General features: G+C 63.6%; 15 protein-coding genes, 1 tRNA gene and 1 riboswitch. Of the genes, 12 read left to right on the top strand and 4 right to left on the bottom strand.

Going from position 1 to position 15,952, the window contains the following annotated elements; translation table 11 throughout:
- Nucleotides 1-833 precede the first annotated feature (833 nt).
- From proS to AC3A4H_RS08480, 3 genes are read left to right on the top strand one after another with little or no spacing between them, the layout of a single operon-like run.
- Nucleotides 834-2,159: a proline--tRNA ligase gene (gene proS / locus AC3A4H_RS08490; protein ID WP_487766305.1), complete on the top strand. Its 1,326-nt coding sequence runs from the start codon at nt 834-836 to the stop codon at nt 2,157-2,159.
- Nucleotides 2,159-3,442 (top strand): lipoprotein-releasing ABC transporter permease subunit, encoded by a 1,284-nt coding sequence (locus tag AC3A4H_RS08485; protein ID WP_487766304.1) that lies wholly within the window; start codon nt 2,159-2,161, stop codon nt 3,440-3,442. The genes proS and AC3A4H_RS08485 overlap by 1 nt, the downstream gene beginning before the upstream one ends.
- Nucleotides 3,442-4,125, top strand: coding sequence for an ABC transporter ATP-binding protein (locus AC3A4H_RS08480; RefSeq protein ID WP_487766303.1), 684 nt, complete (start codon nt 3,442-3,444; stop codon nt 4,123-4,125). Before AC3A4H_RS08485 ends, AC3A4H_RS08480 begins: the two co-directional genes overlap by 1 nt.
- Before the next feature lie 874 nt (nt 4,126-4,999).
- On the opposite strand, the gene lipB is transcribed toward AC3A4H_RS08480, so the two are convergent.
- Complete coding sequence (gene lipB / locus AC3A4H_RS08475; protein ID WP_487766302.1) at nt 5,000-5,731, bottom strand: lipoyl(octanoyl) transferase LipB; 732 nt, start codon at nt 5,729-5,731, stop codon at nt 5,000-5,002.
- A gap of 210 nt (nt 5,732-5,941) precedes the next feature.
- Between lipB and AC3A4H_RS08470 the strand changes: the two genes are divergently transcribed.
- The 4 genes from AC3A4H_RS08470 to AC3A4H_RS08455 all read left to right on the top strand — a co-directional run bounded on the left by AC3A4H_RS08470 (nt 5,942) and on the right by AC3A4H_RS08455 (nt 9,178).
- Nucleotides 5,942-6,026, top strand: a tRNA-Leu gene (locus AC3A4H_RS08470).
- 269 nt (nt 6,027-6,295) lie between these two features.
- Nucleotides 6,296-6,928 (top strand): class I SAM-dependent methyltransferase, encoded by a 633-nt coding sequence (locus tag AC3A4H_RS08465; protein WP_487766301.1) that lies wholly within the window; start codon nt 6,296-6,298, stop codon nt 6,926-6,928.
- Nucleotides 6,929-7,276: 348 nt separating this feature from the next.
- Entirely contained in the window at nt 7,277-8,695 is a 1,419-nt protein-coding gene (gene mgtE / locus AC3A4H_RS08460; RefSeq protein ID WP_348777252.1) for a magnesium transporter, read from the top strand.
- A 96-nt stretch (nt 8,696-8,791) separates the two neighbouring features.
- The gene (locus tag AC3A4H_RS08455; protein WP_348777725.1) at nt 8,792-9,178 is read left to right on the top strand and encodes a MerR family transcriptional regulator; all 387 of its coding nucleotides are present in this window, start codon (nt 8,792-8,794) and stop codon (nt 9,176-9,178) included.
- A gap of 65 nt (nt 9,179-9,243) precedes the next feature.
- Here the strand turns inward: AC3A4H_RS08455 and AC3A4H_RS08450 are convergent, their stop codons facing one another.
- Both AC3A4H_RS08450 and AC3A4H_RS08445 read right to left on the bottom strand, forming a co-directional pair.
- Nucleotides 9,244-9,720 (bottom strand): methyltransferase family protein, encoded by a 477-nt coding sequence (locus AC3A4H_RS08450; RefSeq protein ID WP_487766300.1) that lies wholly within the window; start codon nt 9,718-9,720, stop codon nt 9,244-9,246.
- On the bottom strand, nt 9,717-10,715 hold the full coding sequence (locus AC3A4H_RS08445; protein ID WP_487766299.1) for a heparan-alpha-glucosaminide N-acetyltransferase: 999 nt from the start codon (nt 10,713-10,715) through the stop codon (nt 9,717-9,719). Before AC3A4H_RS08445 ends, AC3A4H_RS08450 begins: the two co-directional genes overlap by 4 nt.
- A 79-nt stretch (nt 10,716-10,794) precedes the next feature.
- Here AC3A4H_RS08445 and AC3A4H_RS08440 point away from each other — a divergent pair, with 79 nt between their 5' ends.
- Both AC3A4H_RS08440 and AC3A4H_RS08435 read left to right on the top strand, forming a co-directional pair.
- On the top strand, nt 10,795-11,625 hold the full coding sequence (locus AC3A4H_RS08440; protein ID WP_487766298.1) for an aldo/keto reductase: 831 nt from the start codon (nt 10,795-10,797) through the stop codon (nt 11,623-11,625).
- A gap of 115 nt (nt 11,626-11,740) precedes the next feature.
- On the top strand, nt 11,741-12,940 hold the full coding sequence (locus AC3A4H_RS08435) for an MFS transporter (protein ID WP_487766297.1): 1,200 nt from the start codon (nt 11,741-11,743) through the stop codon (nt 12,938-12,940).
- On the opposite strand, the gene AC3A4H_RS08430 is transcribed toward AC3A4H_RS08435, so the two are convergent.
- Complete coding sequence (locus AC3A4H_RS08430; RefSeq protein ID WP_487766296.1) at nt 12,909-14,111, bottom strand: aromatic ring-hydroxylating oxygenase subunit alpha; 1,203 nt, start codon at nt 14,109-14,111, stop codon at nt 12,909-12,911. The two genes, AC3A4H_RS08435 and AC3A4H_RS08430, sit on opposite strands and share 32 nt — an antisense overlap.
- Before the next feature lie 154 nt (nt 14,112-14,265).
- Nucleotides 14,266-14,459, top strand: a riboswitch (cobalamin riboswitch).
- 37 nt (nt 14,460-14,496) lie between these two features.
- Here AC3A4H_RS08430 and AC3A4H_RS08425 point away from each other — a divergent pair.
- From AC3A4H_RS08425 to cobU, 3 genes are read left to right on the top strand one after another with little or no spacing between them, the layout of a single operon-like run.
- Nucleotides 14,497-14,679, top strand: a complete 183-nt coding sequence (locus tag AC3A4H_RS08425) for a CbtB domain-containing protein (protein ID WP_348777248.1) — start codon at nt 14,497-14,499, stop codon at nt 14,677-14,679.
- 14 nt (nt 14,680-14,693) lie between these two features.
- Nucleotides 14,694-15,443: a CbtA family protein gene (locus AC3A4H_RS08420; protein WP_487766295.1), complete on the top strand. Its 750-nt coding sequence runs from the start codon at nt 14,694-14,696 to the stop codon at nt 15,441-15,443.
- Nucleotides 15,436-15,951 carry a bifunctional adenosylcobinamide kinase/adenosylcobinamide-phosphate guanylyltransferase gene (cobU, locus tag AC3A4H_RS08415; RefSeq protein WP_487766294.1) on the top strand — a complete coding sequence of 172 codons (516 nt, stop codon included), beginning with the start codon at nt 15,436-15,438 and terminating at the stop codon, nt 15,949-15,951. The genes AC3A4H_RS08420 and cobU overlap by 8 nt, the downstream gene beginning before the upstream one ends.
- The last annotated feature ends 1 nt before the right edge of the window (nt 15,952 follow it).

The raw sequence follows: 15,952 nt of genomic DNA, 5'->3' as shown, positions 1-15,952 counted from the left end.
GAGCGAGTTTCCGCCGCCTCCGAGGCGTGACAGGGAAACTTGGGCTGGCGAGTGCCGCGCGCCGAGGCTGAACATCACCAGCGCGGCGCGCGTACGAGCCAATTTTCGAGTTTTTCCAGGCTTATTCCGACCGCGCTTCCTGCCGCTGCTTCGCGGGCGCGGCAACCACATGCATTGCGAGAAGCGATTTCATGCCGGCGCTGCCTGTGAAAGGCGGGCGCTGTCAGGCGAGGGGATGCCTGGCAGGCCGTGTATCTTTCCAAAAAGATATACTGAATTACACCGCTGAATACGATATTTAGTCTAGTGATTTAGTATAAATAGGAATATAGAAAAGCCGATGGCGCTTGCCCTTCGCATTCGGACGAGCGGGAGGAGAAAGAGCTATGCTGTTGATTTCGCAAAAAAAATGCAAGGCACAAGGCCTTGCAATTGAACGCGTCCGATCTGCTTTCCGTCACCGGCGGCTGCGTATTATCGCGCCTAGATCGCATCCTCCCAAGACTTTGACCGCGTAGGAGAGCAGATTTTGCTTCGCTCTCTCGATTATCTGAGCACACTAGACCAAGCTGCGATGAATTGTCACTAACAATTTTGCGTCTCAAGCCTGGGAGATGTGCTGCACTGCACAAAAGCCGCACGCGGCTTGGCTTCGGCAGCTTCGGCGGTTCGCATGGCCGGGCCGGAGCAACATGCCGGCCAGCGCGAAGTGGCAGGAAAAGCTGGCTTGGGTTCACATCGCGCCTTGAAATGGCTATGAAGCGCGGGCAGGCAAATCTGCGCCGGTTCCGATTCCGGTTCCGGTTCCTCTTTCTTCTTTGACGGAACTCCCCATGCGTCTATCGCGCTACTTCCTGCCCATCCTGAAAGAGAACCCGCGCGAGGCCGAGATCGTCTCGCATCGCCTGATGCTGCGTGCCGGCATGATCCGCCAGCAGGCGGCCGGAAGCTTCTCTTGGCTGCCGCTGGGCAAGCGCGTTCTCGACAAGGTTTGCCAGATCATCCGCGAGGAGCAGAACCGCGCGGGGGCGCTGGAGATCCTGATGCCGACGATCCAGTCGGCCGACCTGTGGCGGGAAAGCGGTCGCTATGACGACTATGGCGACGAGATGCTGCGCATCAAGGACCGCAACAAGCGCGACATGCTGTTCGGTCCCACCAACGAGGAGATGGTGACCGAGATCTTCCGCTCCTACGTCAAGACCTACAAGGACCTGCCGCTCAACCTCTACCACATCCAGTGGAAGTTCCGCGACGAGCGGCGGCCGCGCTTCGGCGTGATGCGCTCCCGCGAGTTCCTGATGAAGGACGCCTATTCCTTCGACCTTGACTATGAAGGCGCCAAGGCGGCCTACAACCGCATGTTCGTGTCCTATCTGCGCACTTTCACGCGCATGGGCCTGCAGGCGATCCCGATGCGCGCCGACACCGGCCCGATCGGCGGCGACCTCAGCCACGAATTCATCATCCTGGCCGAGACCGGCGAGAGCCAGGTCTATTGCGCGCGCGAATTCCTGAGCCTGCCGGTTCCGGGGGAGAACACCGATTTCTCCAACGACGCGCAAATCGCCGACATCGTCAAGGAATGGACCACGCCCTACGCGGCCACGGATGAAATGCACGACGAGGCGGCCTGGAGCGCCGTGCCTGCCGGCGACCAGCTCTCGGCGCGCGGCATCGAGGTCGGCCACATCTTCCATTTCGGCGAGAAATATTCGAAGCCGATGGAAGCCAAGGTCGCCGGTCCGGACGGCAAGGAGCACTATGTCTCCATGGGCTCCTACGGCATCGGCCCCTCGCGCCTCATCGCGGCCATCATCGAGGCCAGCCACGACGAGAACGGCATCATCTGGCCGGAGGCAGTGGCGCCGTTCCAGGTCGGCATCATCAACATGAAGACGGGCGACGCCGAGTGCGACCGCGTTTCGGAAGAGCTTTATGAAGCGCTCACCGCCGCCGGCAAGGAAGTGCTCTACGACGACACCGACCAGCGCTCGGGCGGCAAGTTCGCCACCGCCGACCTGATCGGCCTGCCGTGGCAGGTCATCGTCGGCCCTCGCGGCGTGGCTGCGGGCGAGGTCGAGATCAAGAATCGCCGCACCGGCGAACGGGAGACGATGTCGATCCCCGCCGCAATCGCGCGCTTCGGTAAGGCCTGATGGCGAAGGCGGCGGCCAAGCCGGCTGGCGCCGGACCGTTTTCCGTCTTCGAACGGATGGTGGCGTGGCGCTATCTGCGCTCGCGCCGCAAGGAGACGGTCATCTCGGTGATCGCCTCGATCTCCTTCGTCGGCATCATGCTTGGCGTGGCCACGCTCATCATCGTCATGGCGGTGATGAACGGCTTCCGCGCCGAGCTGCTCAACCGCATCCTCGGCATCAACGGTCACCTGATCGTGCAGCCGATGGATACCCCGCTTGACGACTACGAAGCCGTGGCAGGCCGCATCAACGGCGTGCGTGGCGTCAAATATGCCATTCCGCTCATCGACGGCCAGGTGCTGGCGCAGGGCGAGGTCGGGGCCGGCACTGGCGCGCTGGTGCGCGGCGTTCGCGGCGAAGACCTGGCCAGGATCCCGCTTGTGGCCAACAACATCAAGCAGGGCTCTCTTGTCGGCTTCGACACCGGCGAGGGCGTGGCGATCGGCAGCCGCATGGCCGACAATCTGGGCCTCGTTCTCGGGGACACGGTTACGCTGATAGCGCCGGAAGGCGAAATCACCCCGATGGGCACCACGCCGCGCATGAAGGGCTATCCGATCACCGCGATCTTCGAGGTCGGCATGTCGGAATACGATTCCTCGATCGTCTACATGCCGCTTTCCGAGGCGCAGCTGTTCTTCAATATGGAAAACCGCGTCCAGACGATCGAGATATTCGTCGATAACCCCGACGCGGTTGATGCGCTGAAGCCCGCGGTGGAGGAGGCGGCGCAGCGGCCGGTCTTCGTTTCCGACTGGCGCCAGCGCAACCAGACCTTCTTCTCCGCGCTCCAGGTCGAGCGCAACGTGATGTTCATGATCCTGACACTGATCGTGCTGGTGGCGGCCCTGAACATCATTTCCGGCCTGGTCATGCTGGTGAAGGACAAGGGGCGCGACATCGCCATCCTGCGCACCATGGGCGCCACGCGCGGCGCGGTGATGCGCATCTTCATGATGACGGGTGCCGCGATCGGCGTCACCGGCACCATCGCCGGCGTCGTCCTGGGTATCGTGGTATGCCTCAACGTGGAGTCGATCCGTCAGTTCTTCTCCTGGATCTCGGGCACCGTTCTGTTCAACCCCGAGCTCTATTTCCTCAGCAAACTGCCGGCCAAGATGGACATGGGCGAGACCATCAGCGTTGTCGCCATGGCGCTTGTCCTTTCTTTCCTGGCAACGCTGTTCCCGGCTTGGCGTGCCGCCAAGCTCGATCCGGTCGAAGCCTTGCGATACGAATGATGGCCAGCGAAAGAATCCTAGAACTGAAGGGCGTCGACCGGCACTACGTTCAGGGGCCGCGCAAGCTCACCATCCTCAACGGTGCCGAATTTTCGCTGCGGCGCGGCGAAATGGTCGCGCTGGTGGCCCCGTCCGGTGCCGGCAAGTCCACGCTGCTGCACACGGCCGGCCTGCTGGAGCGGCCCGACGCCGGCGAGGTGATGCTGGCTGGGCGCAATTGCGGCCGCCTTTCCGACGACGAGCGCACTGCCATTCGCCGCAATGACATCGGCTTCGTCTACCAGTTCCACCATCTGCTGCCGGAGTTCTCGGCCATCGAGAACGTGATGATGCCGCAGCTCGTCAAAGGGCTTGCCCCCGCGGAAGCGCGGGCGCGCGCAAAGCAGCTTCTCGAATACATGCAGATCGGCAAACGCGGCGAACACCGCCCGTCCGAACTCTCGGGCGGCGAACAGCAGCGCGTGGCGATAGCCCGCGCCGTTGCCAATGCGCCGCTGGTGCTATTGGCCGACGAACCGACCGGCAACCTCGACCCCAACACCGCCTCCTATGTCTTCGGGGCGCTCTCGGCCCTCGTGCGGCAGTCCGGCCTGGCGGCGCTCATCGCTACCCACAACCACGAGCTTGCGGCCCGCATGGACCGCCGCGTCACGCTCTCCGAAGGCAAGATCGTGCCGCTCTAAGGTGGAGGGCTCCTCGCGTGGAGCCCTTTCTTCGCTCGGCACATGCGACGCCGCCCGTGATTGGTGGCGGCCGCTCCCACCCCGCCGTCATCCTCGGGCGGCGCACGAGCGAAGCGAAGTGCGGAGGTTCCGGGGATCCATGCCGCTCCGCCAAAGCTGCTGCAGCGGTGCGAGAGGAGCATGTCGCACCTCTAAACGTAAGCACTTGCGACGCCGCCCGTGATTGGTGGTGGCCGCTCCCATCCCGCCGTCATCCTCGGGCCGGAGCACGAGCGAAGCGAAGTGCGGAGGTTCCGGGGATCCATGCCGCTCTGCCAAAGCTGCTGCAGCGGTGCGAGAGGAACATGTCGCACTTCCAAACGTAGACACATGCGACGCCGCCCGTGATTGGTGGCGGCCGCTGCCCCACTCCCGTCATCCTCGGGCCGGAGCACGAGCGAAGCGAAGTGCGAAGGTTCCGGGGATCCATGCCGCTCCGCCAAAGCTGCTGCAGCGGCGCAGGAAGTGCATGCCGCACTTCCGACAGCAACACTTTGTTTTTCAAACGACGAACGCTCTCAAGGGAGAGGTAAAGCCCCGCGCTTCCTGTCCCGCAACGGTGCACGCGCCGCGTTAACGCTCGCTTAACCCTGCCGCCACCTCAGCCGCAAGGGCGCCATTGTCGATCGCTGCACCTATTGACGCGCGAACAAAAATAGAACAAACTATAAACATATCAAATACACGAGGGAATCATGACCGATCTGTTCCAGGATGTCATCTCGCTGATTTGCATGAGCGCGTTTCTGGTCACGATGGCGATGTGGATCGGCGCGATGTGACGATCCATTTTTGAAATGGGGCGCAAGAGTTTTGCGGGGCGGCATCAATCGGCCTAGCACTCCGCCTCGCGCGTGATCTCGGCCGGCCCAAAGACGGTTTCGAAGGAGGCCTTCAGCGCCACGTCGAGATCGGACATCGTCACGGGCAAGCCGAGGTCCACTAGGCTGGTGACGCCGTGCTCGGTCACGCCGCATGGAACGATGCCGCTGAAGTGGCTGAGATCCGGCTCGACATTGATGGCGATGCCGTGGAAGCTCACCCAGCGCCGCAGGCGGATGCCGATTGCCGCGATCTTGTCCTCCGCGGGGGTGCCGTCGGGCATGGGCGGCCGATCCGGCCGGACAACCCACACGCCAACCCGGTCCTCGCGCCGCTCGCCGCGCACGTTGAAGCGGTCCAGCGTGTCGATGATCCACGCTTCCAGCGCTGCCACGAAGGCGCGGACGTCCTCTCGCCGGCGCTTGAGGTCGAGCATGACATAGGCCACCCGCTGGCCGGGGCCGTGATAGGTGTATTCGCCGCCGCGGCCTGCGTCGAAGACGGGGAATCGATCCGGGTCCACCAGGTCCGAAGGCTGGGCGCTGGTGCCGGCGGTGTAGAGCGGCGGATGCTCCACCAGCCAGACCAGTTCGCTGGCCGCGCCGTCGCGAATCGCCGCGGCGCGTGATTCCATGAACGCCAGCGCATGTTCGTAGTCGGTCAGGCCGGGCTCGATTCGCCATTCTACCGGCGGCGATTCCACTGCCGGCAGGAACGAGGTCTCGATCTGGCTGCGCTGCATCATGTTCGGCTCCGCAAAAACGTCTTCCTTCATATGGCCGGGGCCGCGCCAAAGGTCCAGTTTCTCGTTTTTGCGCGGCGTTTCCCCGGCGTCTGCAAGGGGTTCCGCAAGAGAGTTCACAAAGACGCCAATTATTCGCCACGGCGCACTTGTTTCGCCGAAAGCGATTTGCTACATGCCGCTGGCCGATGGAGATCGGCCCTTTCGTGACGTGCGGTCGTGGCGGAATTGGTAGACGCGCAGCGTTGAGGTCGCTGTGGGGCAACCCGTGGAAGTTCGAGTCTTCTCGACCGCACCATCACGAAGCTTCAGCTCTTGAAGCTGCTGATTATCCTTCCTTTTTTCAAATGGGATGATGCCGCCGTAAAGGCCCGCATGACCCTTTGCGGCCTCCCGGTCGGATTCTCGGCGTGCTCTTCGCAGGTCGCGTGGCCTGGCTGTCCTGGCATGCGCCGAAACGTTGAGATTCGAAGCGCAGGGACAAGCGTCGCAGGGACGCGAATCGGGTGCTTGAAAGGCGGCGGCTCTTCTTGGCATGCTGATGCGCCCTCGGGAGAAAGACCTGCAATGAGCGAGGAAAGCCGTAAGAGCCATTGGGACAAGGCTTACACCGACAAGGGCGAGGCGGGCGTAAGCTGGTTTGAAGACCGGCCCGAACTTTCGCTCGAGCTGATCCGGCAGGCCGGCGGCTCGCCGGCGACCTCCCTGATCGATATCGGCGGCGGCGCCTCTCGCCTGGTCGATGCGCTGGTGGCCCAAGGGTGGCGTTCGGTGACGGTGCTCGACGTGTCCGAAACCGCGCTTCAAGCCGCGCGCGCCAGGCTGGGCAAGGCTGCCGAGCAGGTGCAATGGATCGCAGCGGACGTGACGCAATGGCAGCCGGCCCGCGCATATGACATCTGGCATGACCGCGCGGCATTTCACTTTCTGGTCGACCCGTCAGAGCGCGCGGCCTATGTCGAGCGCCTTGCTTCGGCGGTGAAGCCAGGGGGCCATGCCATCATCGCAACCTTCGCACTGGACGGGCCGGAGCGCTGCAGCGGCCTTCCGGTGGTCCGCTACGACGGCTCCATGCTGGCTGCCGAGCTCGGGGCGGCTTTCGCGCTACTCGAAAGCCGCCACCATCTCCACCAGACGCCGTGGGGCTCGACACAGCCCTTTCAGTACAGCCTCTTCCTCCGCGTTCCGGACCGCGCCTAGCCGGTAAAAAATTTTTTCCCGGCGCGTGGAACCGAACCGGCGCAAGCGCGTTGAAATTCACCAACTAGGGGTAGATGGTACACATCAGAAAGCCCGTTGCCTGACAGAGGCGGCGGGCTTTCTGCTTTTCGGCACATGCGCTGAGCGTGCCGTGGGAAGATCGGTCGAGTTTCCCGAGCAATGGCTGGCCGTGCCGGCGGGCGAGGGGCGCTTCCTGGGGCGCCGGTGGCGGGCTCCAACTTCTGTGAGCGCTGCGAGGCAGAGCGCATTTCGTTTGAATTCACGGCTCGTTCTGCCATAGACCTGACGGGCAAAACTTCCCCATGAATCGTGGAGCGAGAGGCGCGCTTGGAAGGCCAGGATGAAAAATTGCCGGGTGCCGTTGGCCATCCGCATCTTCACGCCGAAATTTATGACGATGACGGCGTCATCCGTGCCTCGTTTCTCGCGCAGGTCGAAGCAGCGATTGCCGAACGCAACACTGAGGCCCTCAAGGACGACATAGGCAGCCTGCACCAGTCCGAACTGGGGCATCTTCTGGAAGCCCTGCTGCCGGAACAGCGGCGCGCGCTGGTCGAACTCATGGGCAGCGACTTCGACTTTTCGGCTCTGACCGAGGTCGACGAGGCAATTCGCCTCGAGATCGTCGACAACCTGCCGAACGAGCAGATCGCCCAGGCGGTGCAGGAACTCGATTCCGACGATGCCGTCTACATTCTGGAAGACCTGGATCAGGAAGACCAGGACGAGATCCTGGCGCAGCTTCCGTTCACGGAGCGAATCAGGCTGCGCCGCTCGCTCGACTATCCGGAAGAAACCGCCGGACGGCGCATGCAGACCGAATTCGTCGCCGTGCCGCCATTCTGGTCTGTCGGCCAGACCATCGACTACCTGCGCGAGGACAAGAACCTGCCGGACAGGTTCAGCCAGATCTTCGTCATCGATCCCACCTTCAAGCTTCTGGGCTCCATCGCCCTCGACCAGATCCTGCGCTCCAAGCGATCGGTGAAGATCGCGGACATCATGCACGAGACGCGCCACGCCATTCCGGCCAGCATGGACCAGGAAGAGGCGGCGCATGAATTCGAGCAATATGACCTGCTGTCGGCAGCCGTCGTGGACGAGAACGACCGGCTGGTCGGCGTGCTGACCATCGACGACGTGGTCGACGTGATCCAGCAGGAGGCCGAGGAGGACCTGCTGCGAATGGGCGGCGTGGGCGACGAAGAACTGTCCGACACGGTGCTGGCGGCTTCGCGCTCGCGCGTGCCCTGGCTTCTGGTCAACCTGTTCACCGCCTTCCTGGCGGCTTCCGTCATCGGCCTGTTCGACCGCACCATCGAGCACATCGTGGCACTTGCGGTGCTGATGCCCATCGTGGCCGGAATGGGCGGCAATGCAGGCTCGCAGACGATGACGGTGACCGTGCGCGCGCTGGCCACGCGAGACCTGGACATCTACAACGCGGGGCGCATTATCCGCCGCGAAATGGGCGTTGGATTCCTCAACGGAATGATCTTCGCCGTGCTCATCGGCATCGTCGCGGCAAGCTGGTTCCAGGATCCCAATCTGGGCGGGATTATCGCCGCCGCCATGATCATCAACATGTTTGTGGCAGCGCTGGCGGGTATACTGATTCCACTGCTGCTCGACAGGGTCGGCGCCGATCCGGCGGTCGCGTCTGCCGTATTCGTCACCACGGTCACCGATGTGGTCGGCTTCTTCGCCTTTCTCGGCCTCGCCACCTGGTGGTTCGGCATGCTTTGAGCCGGGTCCGGCTGAAGCGATCTGAATTGACTTTTACGTAAATGCCGTGACAAGATTCCCAGCCATTTTCGTGAACTATGTCGGGGCGGAGCCATGATCCGGGAATATTATACGATCACTGAACTGACCCGCGAGTTCGACATATCCACGCGGACCTTGCGGTTCTACGAGGACGAGGGGCTGATACAGCCCGTCAGGCGCGGCCGCACCCGGCTTTTCCGCCCCTCCGATCGCCACCTGATCAGGCAGATCATGCGCGGCAAGCGCCTTGGTTTCTCGATCAACGAGATCCGCGAGATCATCCAGATGTACAAGGAGCCGCCGGGCGAGATCGGCCAGCTCAATCTGATGATCAAGCGTATCGAGGAAAAGCGCGAGGACCTGCGCCAGAAGCGGCGCGACCTGGAAGAGACACTCGCCGAGCTGGATCAGGCCGAGGAATCCTGCGTCGAACGGCTGGCTGAACTTGGCGTGACCACCTGACGGGCACGCCGGTTACTTCCGCGCGGAGGCCGATGGCCGCCGGGTGACCCGGCAGGGAAGGGCCGTCAGATCCAGCGGCGCACCCGCTTTGCATAGTCGCGGTATTTCTTGCCAAAGCGCGCCTCCAGGTGCTTTTCCTCGCGCTCGACGGCAAGCTTCTGCGTCACGAAGGCGGCAAGAAGAGCCAGCGGCAGGAACCAGGCGATGCCGGTGATGAGGCCCACGCCGACCATCAGCAGCGTTATGCCCATGTAGATGGGGTTGCGCGTGACCGCGAAAGCGCCGTCGGTGACCAGACGCTCGGCGGGGCGGTTGGCCATGATCGTCGTTTCGGCCCGCCGCATGGCCTGAAGCGCCGAGACGTAAAGTGCGACTGCGCCAAGCACCGCAAGCCAGCCGGTGGCGAACAGGATGTCGCCCAGAAGCCCCGATATCCATGGCAAGGGAAGGGCGAAGGCAAGCAGGATGCTGAGCGCAATCGCCGCAATATAGATCAGCGGCGGCCATGGGATGGTGTTGGGGCTGGCATGCATGTCGGTCACGGCGTTCCTCCCTGGAAGGTCGAGTCCTCTGTCTCCTCGGTGCAGGTCTCGGCCTTGTTTTGTATTTTAGCGCGGAAATCCGGCGGCGGGTTTTCCGAAAATAGCTCGTCGAGCCCGTCCCGCTCCAGCGCGTCCAGCATGCATGTGCAGTAGCGGACGCAGAATTCGGCGTCGCGGCTCTGCTCGCAGGTCCTTTCGCAGGAATTGCGGAAGCGCACCTCTTGCGGCTGCACCTGCGCCGGCACCACCTGGGAAAACAGCCAGACGCAGGCGATCAGCACCGGCTGGTGGATGAGGTAGACGGCAAGGCTGTGCTGGCCCGCGAAATTCAGCGGCGCTGCCCATTTTCCGAGGCGGATAACGGCAAGCCTGTCGAACAGGCCGCTGGATGAGGCAAGCCCGCCAGCGGCAATGCCGGCCAGCACCGCGCCGAACCAGGGAAAGACCGGCACATAGTCGTTCGAATGGGGGTTGCTGGACGACAGGCCCACCCACCACAGGGCTGGATGATCGAAGAGTTCGCTGCGCAGGAAGTTTGGCGTCGCGATCACCAGCGCCGCGACAACGAGCGTCAGCAGCGCCGGCAGCCGCAGGAAGGCCAGCCCGAGAAGGCTCGCCAGCGCGATCTGGTGCAATATGCCGAAGAAGATGAAGCCGCTCGGCACGGCAATCCACGTGGCAACCGATATGGCCAGCGCCGCCCCTGCCACCATGGCGAAGCGTCGCCAGAACGGCTTCCAGCGAATGCCGCGGCCGTGCGCCAGCACCAAGCTTACCCCGACCAGGAAGAGGAAGCTCGAGGCGATGCAGCGGGCAAAAAGCTTCCAGCCGCCCACCGCCGTCATGCCCGGTTCGACGTAACCGAAGAATTCCAGGTCCCAGGTAAAGTGGTAGATGGCCATGGCGGCCAGCGCCAGGCCGCGCGCAAGGTCGAGCAGCTCGATCCTCGTGCCCTTTGTGGTCGAGGCTTGATTCGTCTTGATATCGGGGTACATGGCTGTGTTTGCGGGCATTGCCGACATGGTGACATCGTTATCGTGGAAGACAAGGCCGAAGAAGAATTGGGGAAATGCGATGCACAGCGTGAATGCAAATGGCGCCTCTATACCGGCGCTGGGCCTGGGAACCTGGACGCTGAAGGGGCAGGAATGCACTGAGCTGGTGTCTCGGGCACTGTCCATCGGCTACCGGCACGTCGATACCGCGCGCGCCTACGGCAACGAAGACGCCGTGGGCGAGGGGCTGCGCGCTTCCGGCATTGCGCGCGACGAACTGTTCGTGACCACCAAGGTGTGGTGGACGGAAATCGCGCCCGGCGACCTTGAGCGCTCGGCCGAGGCCAGCCTGAAGGACCTTGGCCTCGACCAAGTCGACCTGCTGCTGATCCATTGGCCGAACCCGCGCATTCCACTGGAGAGCTCGATCAAGGCGCTGAATGCGGTCAGGCGCATGGGCCTCACCCGCCACATCGGCGTGGCCAATTTCCCCACCAGCCTGCTGGCCGAAGCGATTTCGCTTTCGGAGGCGCCGCTCGTTTGCAACCAGGTCGAGTACCATCCCTATCTCGACCAGTCCAAAATGCTGCGCATGTGCCGCGAGAGCGGCCTGGCTCTCGTTTCCTATTGCCCGCTGTTCCGGGGCGGCGGTCTGTTCGAGGAAAAGGCGGTGCAGGACGCCGCTGCCCGCCATGGCAAGACGCCCGGCCAGATCGTGCTGCGGTGGCATGTTCAGCAGGAGGGCGTGTCGGCAATCCCGCGCACCTCAAAGGCGGAACGGCTGGCGGAAAACATCGCCGTTTTCGATTTCGCGCTGTCGGATGCGGAGATGGCGGCTATTTCCGCACTGACCAGCCAGAACAAGCGCATCTGCGACTACGACTTCTCGCCCGAATGGGATGCCGCTTAGGCCAGGTGGCGGCGGCCTATAGCCCCACAGGGTTTGCGACGGGCAAAGGTCGGTTTCCTGCTATCCTCCCACCGCTCGGGCCTGCCAACCTGCCCGCGAAATATCCGGGGCAGGAATGGTCACGCAGGTAAGGCATCCCATCTGGCTTCCCGCCGTAAAGCAGGCGGGCGCGCGCACCTTTGCCACGCTCTATGCGCTTGAGTCATTTGCGCGCGCCGCCATTTCCAGCGTCGTGCCGATCCAGGCCTACGAACTCCTGCAGAACAAGCAGGGCGTCTCGCTGCTTTATACGCTGGTGGCGCTGATCGGCCTTTCGGCAACGCTGTTCATGCCGATGCTCATCAGCCGCTTCTCGCGCCGCTGGATCTACACCGCGGGCACGGCGCTTCTGGCCATTGGCTCGCTCCTGTTCATGACCCATTCGCTGGCCGGCCAGATGGTGGGCATGCTGGCACGCGTCATGGGCTCCAGCGCGCTCGCCATCACGCTCAACCTCTACATCATGGACCACATCCGCAAGACGGAGATCATGCAGGCCGAATCGCTGCGCATGGCCTGGTCGATGATGGCCTGGACCGGCGGGCCGACGCTCGGCGTCTTTCTCTATACGCGTTATGGCATCATCGTCACGCATGCCGTGGTGGTGGGCTTCGCGATGGCGCTGCTGGCCACGTTCTGGTATTTCCGCCTCGGCGACAATCCGCTGATCAGCCCCGGCAAGACGCGAGCCGCCAACCCGCTGAAAAACATCGGCCGCTTCGTCTCACAGCCCAGGCTGCGCCTGGCCTGGGTGATCGCTTTTGGCCGTTCCTGCTTTTGGACCACCTTCTTCGTCTATGGCCCGATCCTGATGGTGGTGACGGGCGAGGGCGAGCTGGCTGGCGGTCTTCTGGTGTCGGCCGGCAATGCGCTGCTCTTTGCGGCTATCTCCTGGGGCAAGGCGGGGCGTCGCTTCGGCGCACGCAACGTCATGACGTTCGCTTTCCTGGCCATGAGCGCCGCCTTGTTCGCGGCGGGGCTGAGCGGCGAAGGGCTGCCGCTGCTGACGGGTGGCTTCCTGTTGCTCGGAGCGCTGTTTGCGGTGGCGCTCGATGCGCTCGGCTCCACCGCCTTCATGCGCGCGGTGCGCACCTATGAGAGGCCGCAGATGACGGCGGTCTACCGCACCTATCTGGATCTTTCCGAGCTTATCCCGCCGCTGGTCTACACGGTGGTGCTCAGCTTCTTCGGCCTTGGCGCGGTGTTCGCCACGCTAGGCTTCTTCACCATCTTTTGTGGCGTGATTACCTTCCGCTATCTTCCGAAGTCGATGTGACCTCGCAAGCGGCGTGCTGGTCGCGCACCCATTGATGGAAGCGATGCAGCTCGTATTCTTCCGGCATCAGCACGCCGGAAGAATGGCGCATCGAATGCAGGCCCTTCTGGTTGACCTCGCAGATGGCGGCGTCCTCCTCCAGCACCCGCGCGCCGAAACTGACGATGTTTTTCAGGCCGGCGCCCTCCGATGACAGCGCATCCGCGGGAAACAGCCATTCGGCGGTAAGCTCGGTCTGCTCCGGTCCGAGCGGCAGGAGGCGCACGGTGCGCACATAGTCGACATGACCGACGATGAACATGGAAGGCAGGTGCGCGGCATAGGTCTGGCCCGCGGCGCGCTCCGCCTCGGTCAGCGTGGCGAAGACGGGACCGTGGGCGCGCCCATCGTCCGACCAAGTTTCGGCTCCCGGACGCAGCCCGCCGGCATATTCGGGCGCGTCGTTGTCCGCATGGAGAGCCCATTCCGGGTCGTCGTAGCGTGCCATCAGCCCGCGCCCATAGATCGGCACCAGGTGGGAGAGGTGCTTGTGCACGCCGGGGCAATGCAGGCACTCGTTGAAGTTTTCCCAAAAGACCTTCCAGTTGCAATTCAGCACCTTGCGCAGCACGTGGCCGGTGGCGAGGTCTTCCAGAGGCCAGTTCGACAGGTCGCACGAGCCGGGGTCGAAGCTTTCGGGCGCCGAGCCGGCGGCATCTTCGGCAAGATTGACGAAAACGAAGCCCCGCCACGACGAAAGCGCCACCGGATAGAGCGGATAGTCGGCCTTGTCGAAACCGGCAGGAAGCGTCTTGGAAGGGACGCGCACCAGCTCGCCCGCCAGAGAATAGGACCAGGCGTGGTAGGGGCAGGTGAGCAGCTTGCTTTTCAACCGACCTTCGCTTTCGCGGCAAAGCTGCGAGCCGCGATGGCGGCAGGTGTTGTGGAAGGCGCGCAAGGCTCCGGCTTCGTCGCGGATGAGCAGAACCTGCTGGGTGCCCACCGTGAAGACGCGAAAGGCTCCAGGCTGCGCGATATCTGCCTCGCGGCAGAGCATGATCCAGTTGCGATACCAGATCGCTTCGAGGTCGCGGCGGTATTCGGCCTCGTCCCAGTAGGCCCGGGACGGCAGCGTTGCCTGGGCGGTTCGCAGGCCGTTATAGGGATCGATTGCTTCGGTGTCTGCTCGCATGGCGTTGCCCCGATCGATGGGAGAGCGGACACTGCTGCGCGCCGATTGTCAATCGGGGGCGCGAGGTGAGGCAGGTGGCTGACTTGCGCGTTTGCGACCTTGCCGGCCGATAAAAGGGCGGGATTATGGTTTGCCGGGCGTGGCGATTCTTCATATAGTCGCAATCGTCGTCGGTTCCGGACGGAACCAAAAGGGAATGCGGTGCGGGCATTTTTTGCCCAAAGCCGCGGCTGCCCCCGCAACTGTGCGCGGAGAGCTCTCCCCAGATGCCACTGAGGGTTACCTCGGGAAGGCGGGGAAGGGCGTAGACCCGCAAGCCAGGAGACCTGCCGGCGACGAAGAAAACTCTATGGGCCCTCGGGTGGAGGGTGAAAGGATTTTTGGAATGAACACTGTTGCTTCCTCGTCGATCGGCGCTTCGGTTGGCTCGGCCTCGCGCGTTACGCAGCTGGCGCTTTCCGCCCTTCTCGGCCTTTTCGTGGTCGGCTTCGTGGGCTTTGCGCAGATGGACGCCGTTCACAACGCTGCCCACGACTACCGTCACTCGCTCTCGTTCCCCTGCCACTAACGGGGGGCTTTCACATGACAGTGTTTCGCAACGTCGTGTTCATCGCGGCGATCGCCGGGCTTTTGTCCGGCATCGTGATGGCCGCGATGCAGGCCTATGCTACCGTCCCGCTGATCCTTCAGGCGGAGGTTTATGAGGAAGCCGCCGGCGGGCACCACCATGGTGCTCCGGAGGTCTCAACCCCGTCTGCTCTCGATCATGAAGCGGCGGCGCCTGCGGAAGAGGAAGAGGGCTGGGCGCCGGCCGACGGTTTCGAGCGCTACAGCTTCACCGTGCTGGCCAATGTCGTCACCGCCATCGGCTTCGCGCTGGTGCTAGTGGCCGTTTCCGAACTGGCCGGCGGCATTGCCGGTTGGCGCCAGGGTGTGTTCTGGGGCTTTGCCGGCTTTGCCGTGTTCACGCTGGCACCGGGCCTGGGTTTGCCGCCGGAACTGCCTGCCATGCCCGCGGCCGATCTCGCCGCCCGTCAGGTCTGGTGGATCGGGACGGCTGTGGCAACCGCCGCGGGGCTTGGCCTGATCGCCTTCCGCAGCTCGTTGGCGTTCTCGCTGATTGGCGTGGCTTTGATCGTGGCACCGCATGTCATCGGCGCGCCGCAGCCGGAAAGTCACGAATCGCCCATTCCGGCAAGCCTGCACCACCAGTTCGTGGTCGCGGTCACCGTCACCAACCTGATCTTCTGGGTGGTGCTTGGGGCTCTGGTCGGCATCGTCCGCAGCCGCTTCACCGGAACGGCGAAAAGCCTGCGCGACAGCTTTGCGTGAGGCACACACACTGACGCTGCTGCTCGGCGGCGCGCGCTCCGGCAAGAGCGCGCATGCCGAGCAGCTGGCGACCGGCTTCCCGGCGCCCTGGACCTATATCGCCACCGCCCAGGCCTTTGACGACGAGATGGTGGAGCGCATCGCGCTGCACCGCGCCCGCCGCGCCGAGGGCTGGGAGACGCTCGACGCGCCGCTGGACCTCGTGGGCGCAATAGAGAGCGTACCCGACGGCCGCCCGCTATTGGTCGATTGCCTGACGCTATGGCTTTCCAATCATCTCCTGGCCGAGCATGATCTCGAACGCGAAAGCGAACGCCTTGCCGATGTGCTGGGCAAGCCGCGCGGGCCGTGGTTCGTCGTGGCCAACGAGGTCGGCCTCGGCATCGTGCCCGATAATGCGCTTGCCAGAAGATTCCGCGACGCCGCCGGCCGGCTCAACCAGAAGATTGCGGCTCGCGCCGACCGTGTCCTATTCATGGTCGCGGGGCTACCCATGCAGGTGAAATGAC

This window comes from Pseudaminobacter sp. Soil_N_29, from assembly GCF_057656055.1.
The sequence above is the reverse complement of the archived record's forward strand: the minus strand, read 5'-3'. Positions and strand labels throughout refer to the sequence as shown.

What these genes read in the sequence shown, in the direction of transcription:
- proS (WP_487766305.1), top strand. Translation starts at nt 834, where the DNA reads ATGCGTCTATCGCGCTACTTCCTGCCCATCCTGAAAGAGAACCCGCGC.
- AC3A4H_RS08485 (WP_487766304.1), top strand. Translation starts at nt 2,159, where the DNA reads ATGGCGAAGGCGGCGGCCAAGCCGGCTGGCGCCGGACCGTTTTCCGTC.
- AC3A4H_RS08480 (WP_487766303.1), top strand. Translation starts at nt 3,442, where the DNA reads ATGGCCAGCGAAAGAATCCTAGAACTGAAGGGCGTCGACCGGCACTAC.
- lipB (WP_487766302.1), bottom strand. Translation starts at nt 5,731, where the DNA reads ATGATGCAGCGCAGCCAGATCGAGACCTCGTTCCTGCCGGCAGTGGAA.
- AC3A4H_RS08465 (WP_487766301.1), top strand. Translation starts at nt 6,296, where the DNA reads ATGAGCGAGGAAAGCCGTAAGAGCCATTGGGACAAGGCTTACACCGAC.
- AC3A4H_RS08445 (WP_487766299.1), bottom strand. Translation starts at nt 10,715, where the DNA reads ATGTACCCCGATATCAAGACGAATCAAGCCTCGACCACAAAGGGCACG.
- AC3A4H_RS08440 (WP_487766298.1), top strand. Translation starts at nt 10,795, where the DNA reads ATGCACAGCGTGAATGCAAATGGCGCCTCTATACCGGCGCTGGGCCTG.
- AC3A4H_RS08435 (WP_487766297.1), top strand. Translation starts at nt 11,741, where the DNA reads ATGGTCACGCAGGTAAGGCATCCCATCTGGCTTCCCGCCGTAAAGCAG.
- AC3A4H_RS08430 (WP_487766296.1), bottom strand. Translation starts at nt 14,111, where the DNA reads ATGCGAGCAGACACCGAAGCAATCGATCCCTATAACGGCCTGCGAACC.
- AC3A4H_RS08425 (WP_348777248.1), top strand. Translation starts at nt 14,497, where the DNA reads ATGAACACTGTTGCTTCCTCGTCGATCGGCGCTTCGGTTGGCTCGGCC.
- AC3A4H_RS08420 (WP_487766295.1), top strand. Translation starts at nt 14,694, where the DNA reads ATGACAGTGTTTCGCAACGTCGTGTTCATCGCGGCGATCGCCGGGCTT.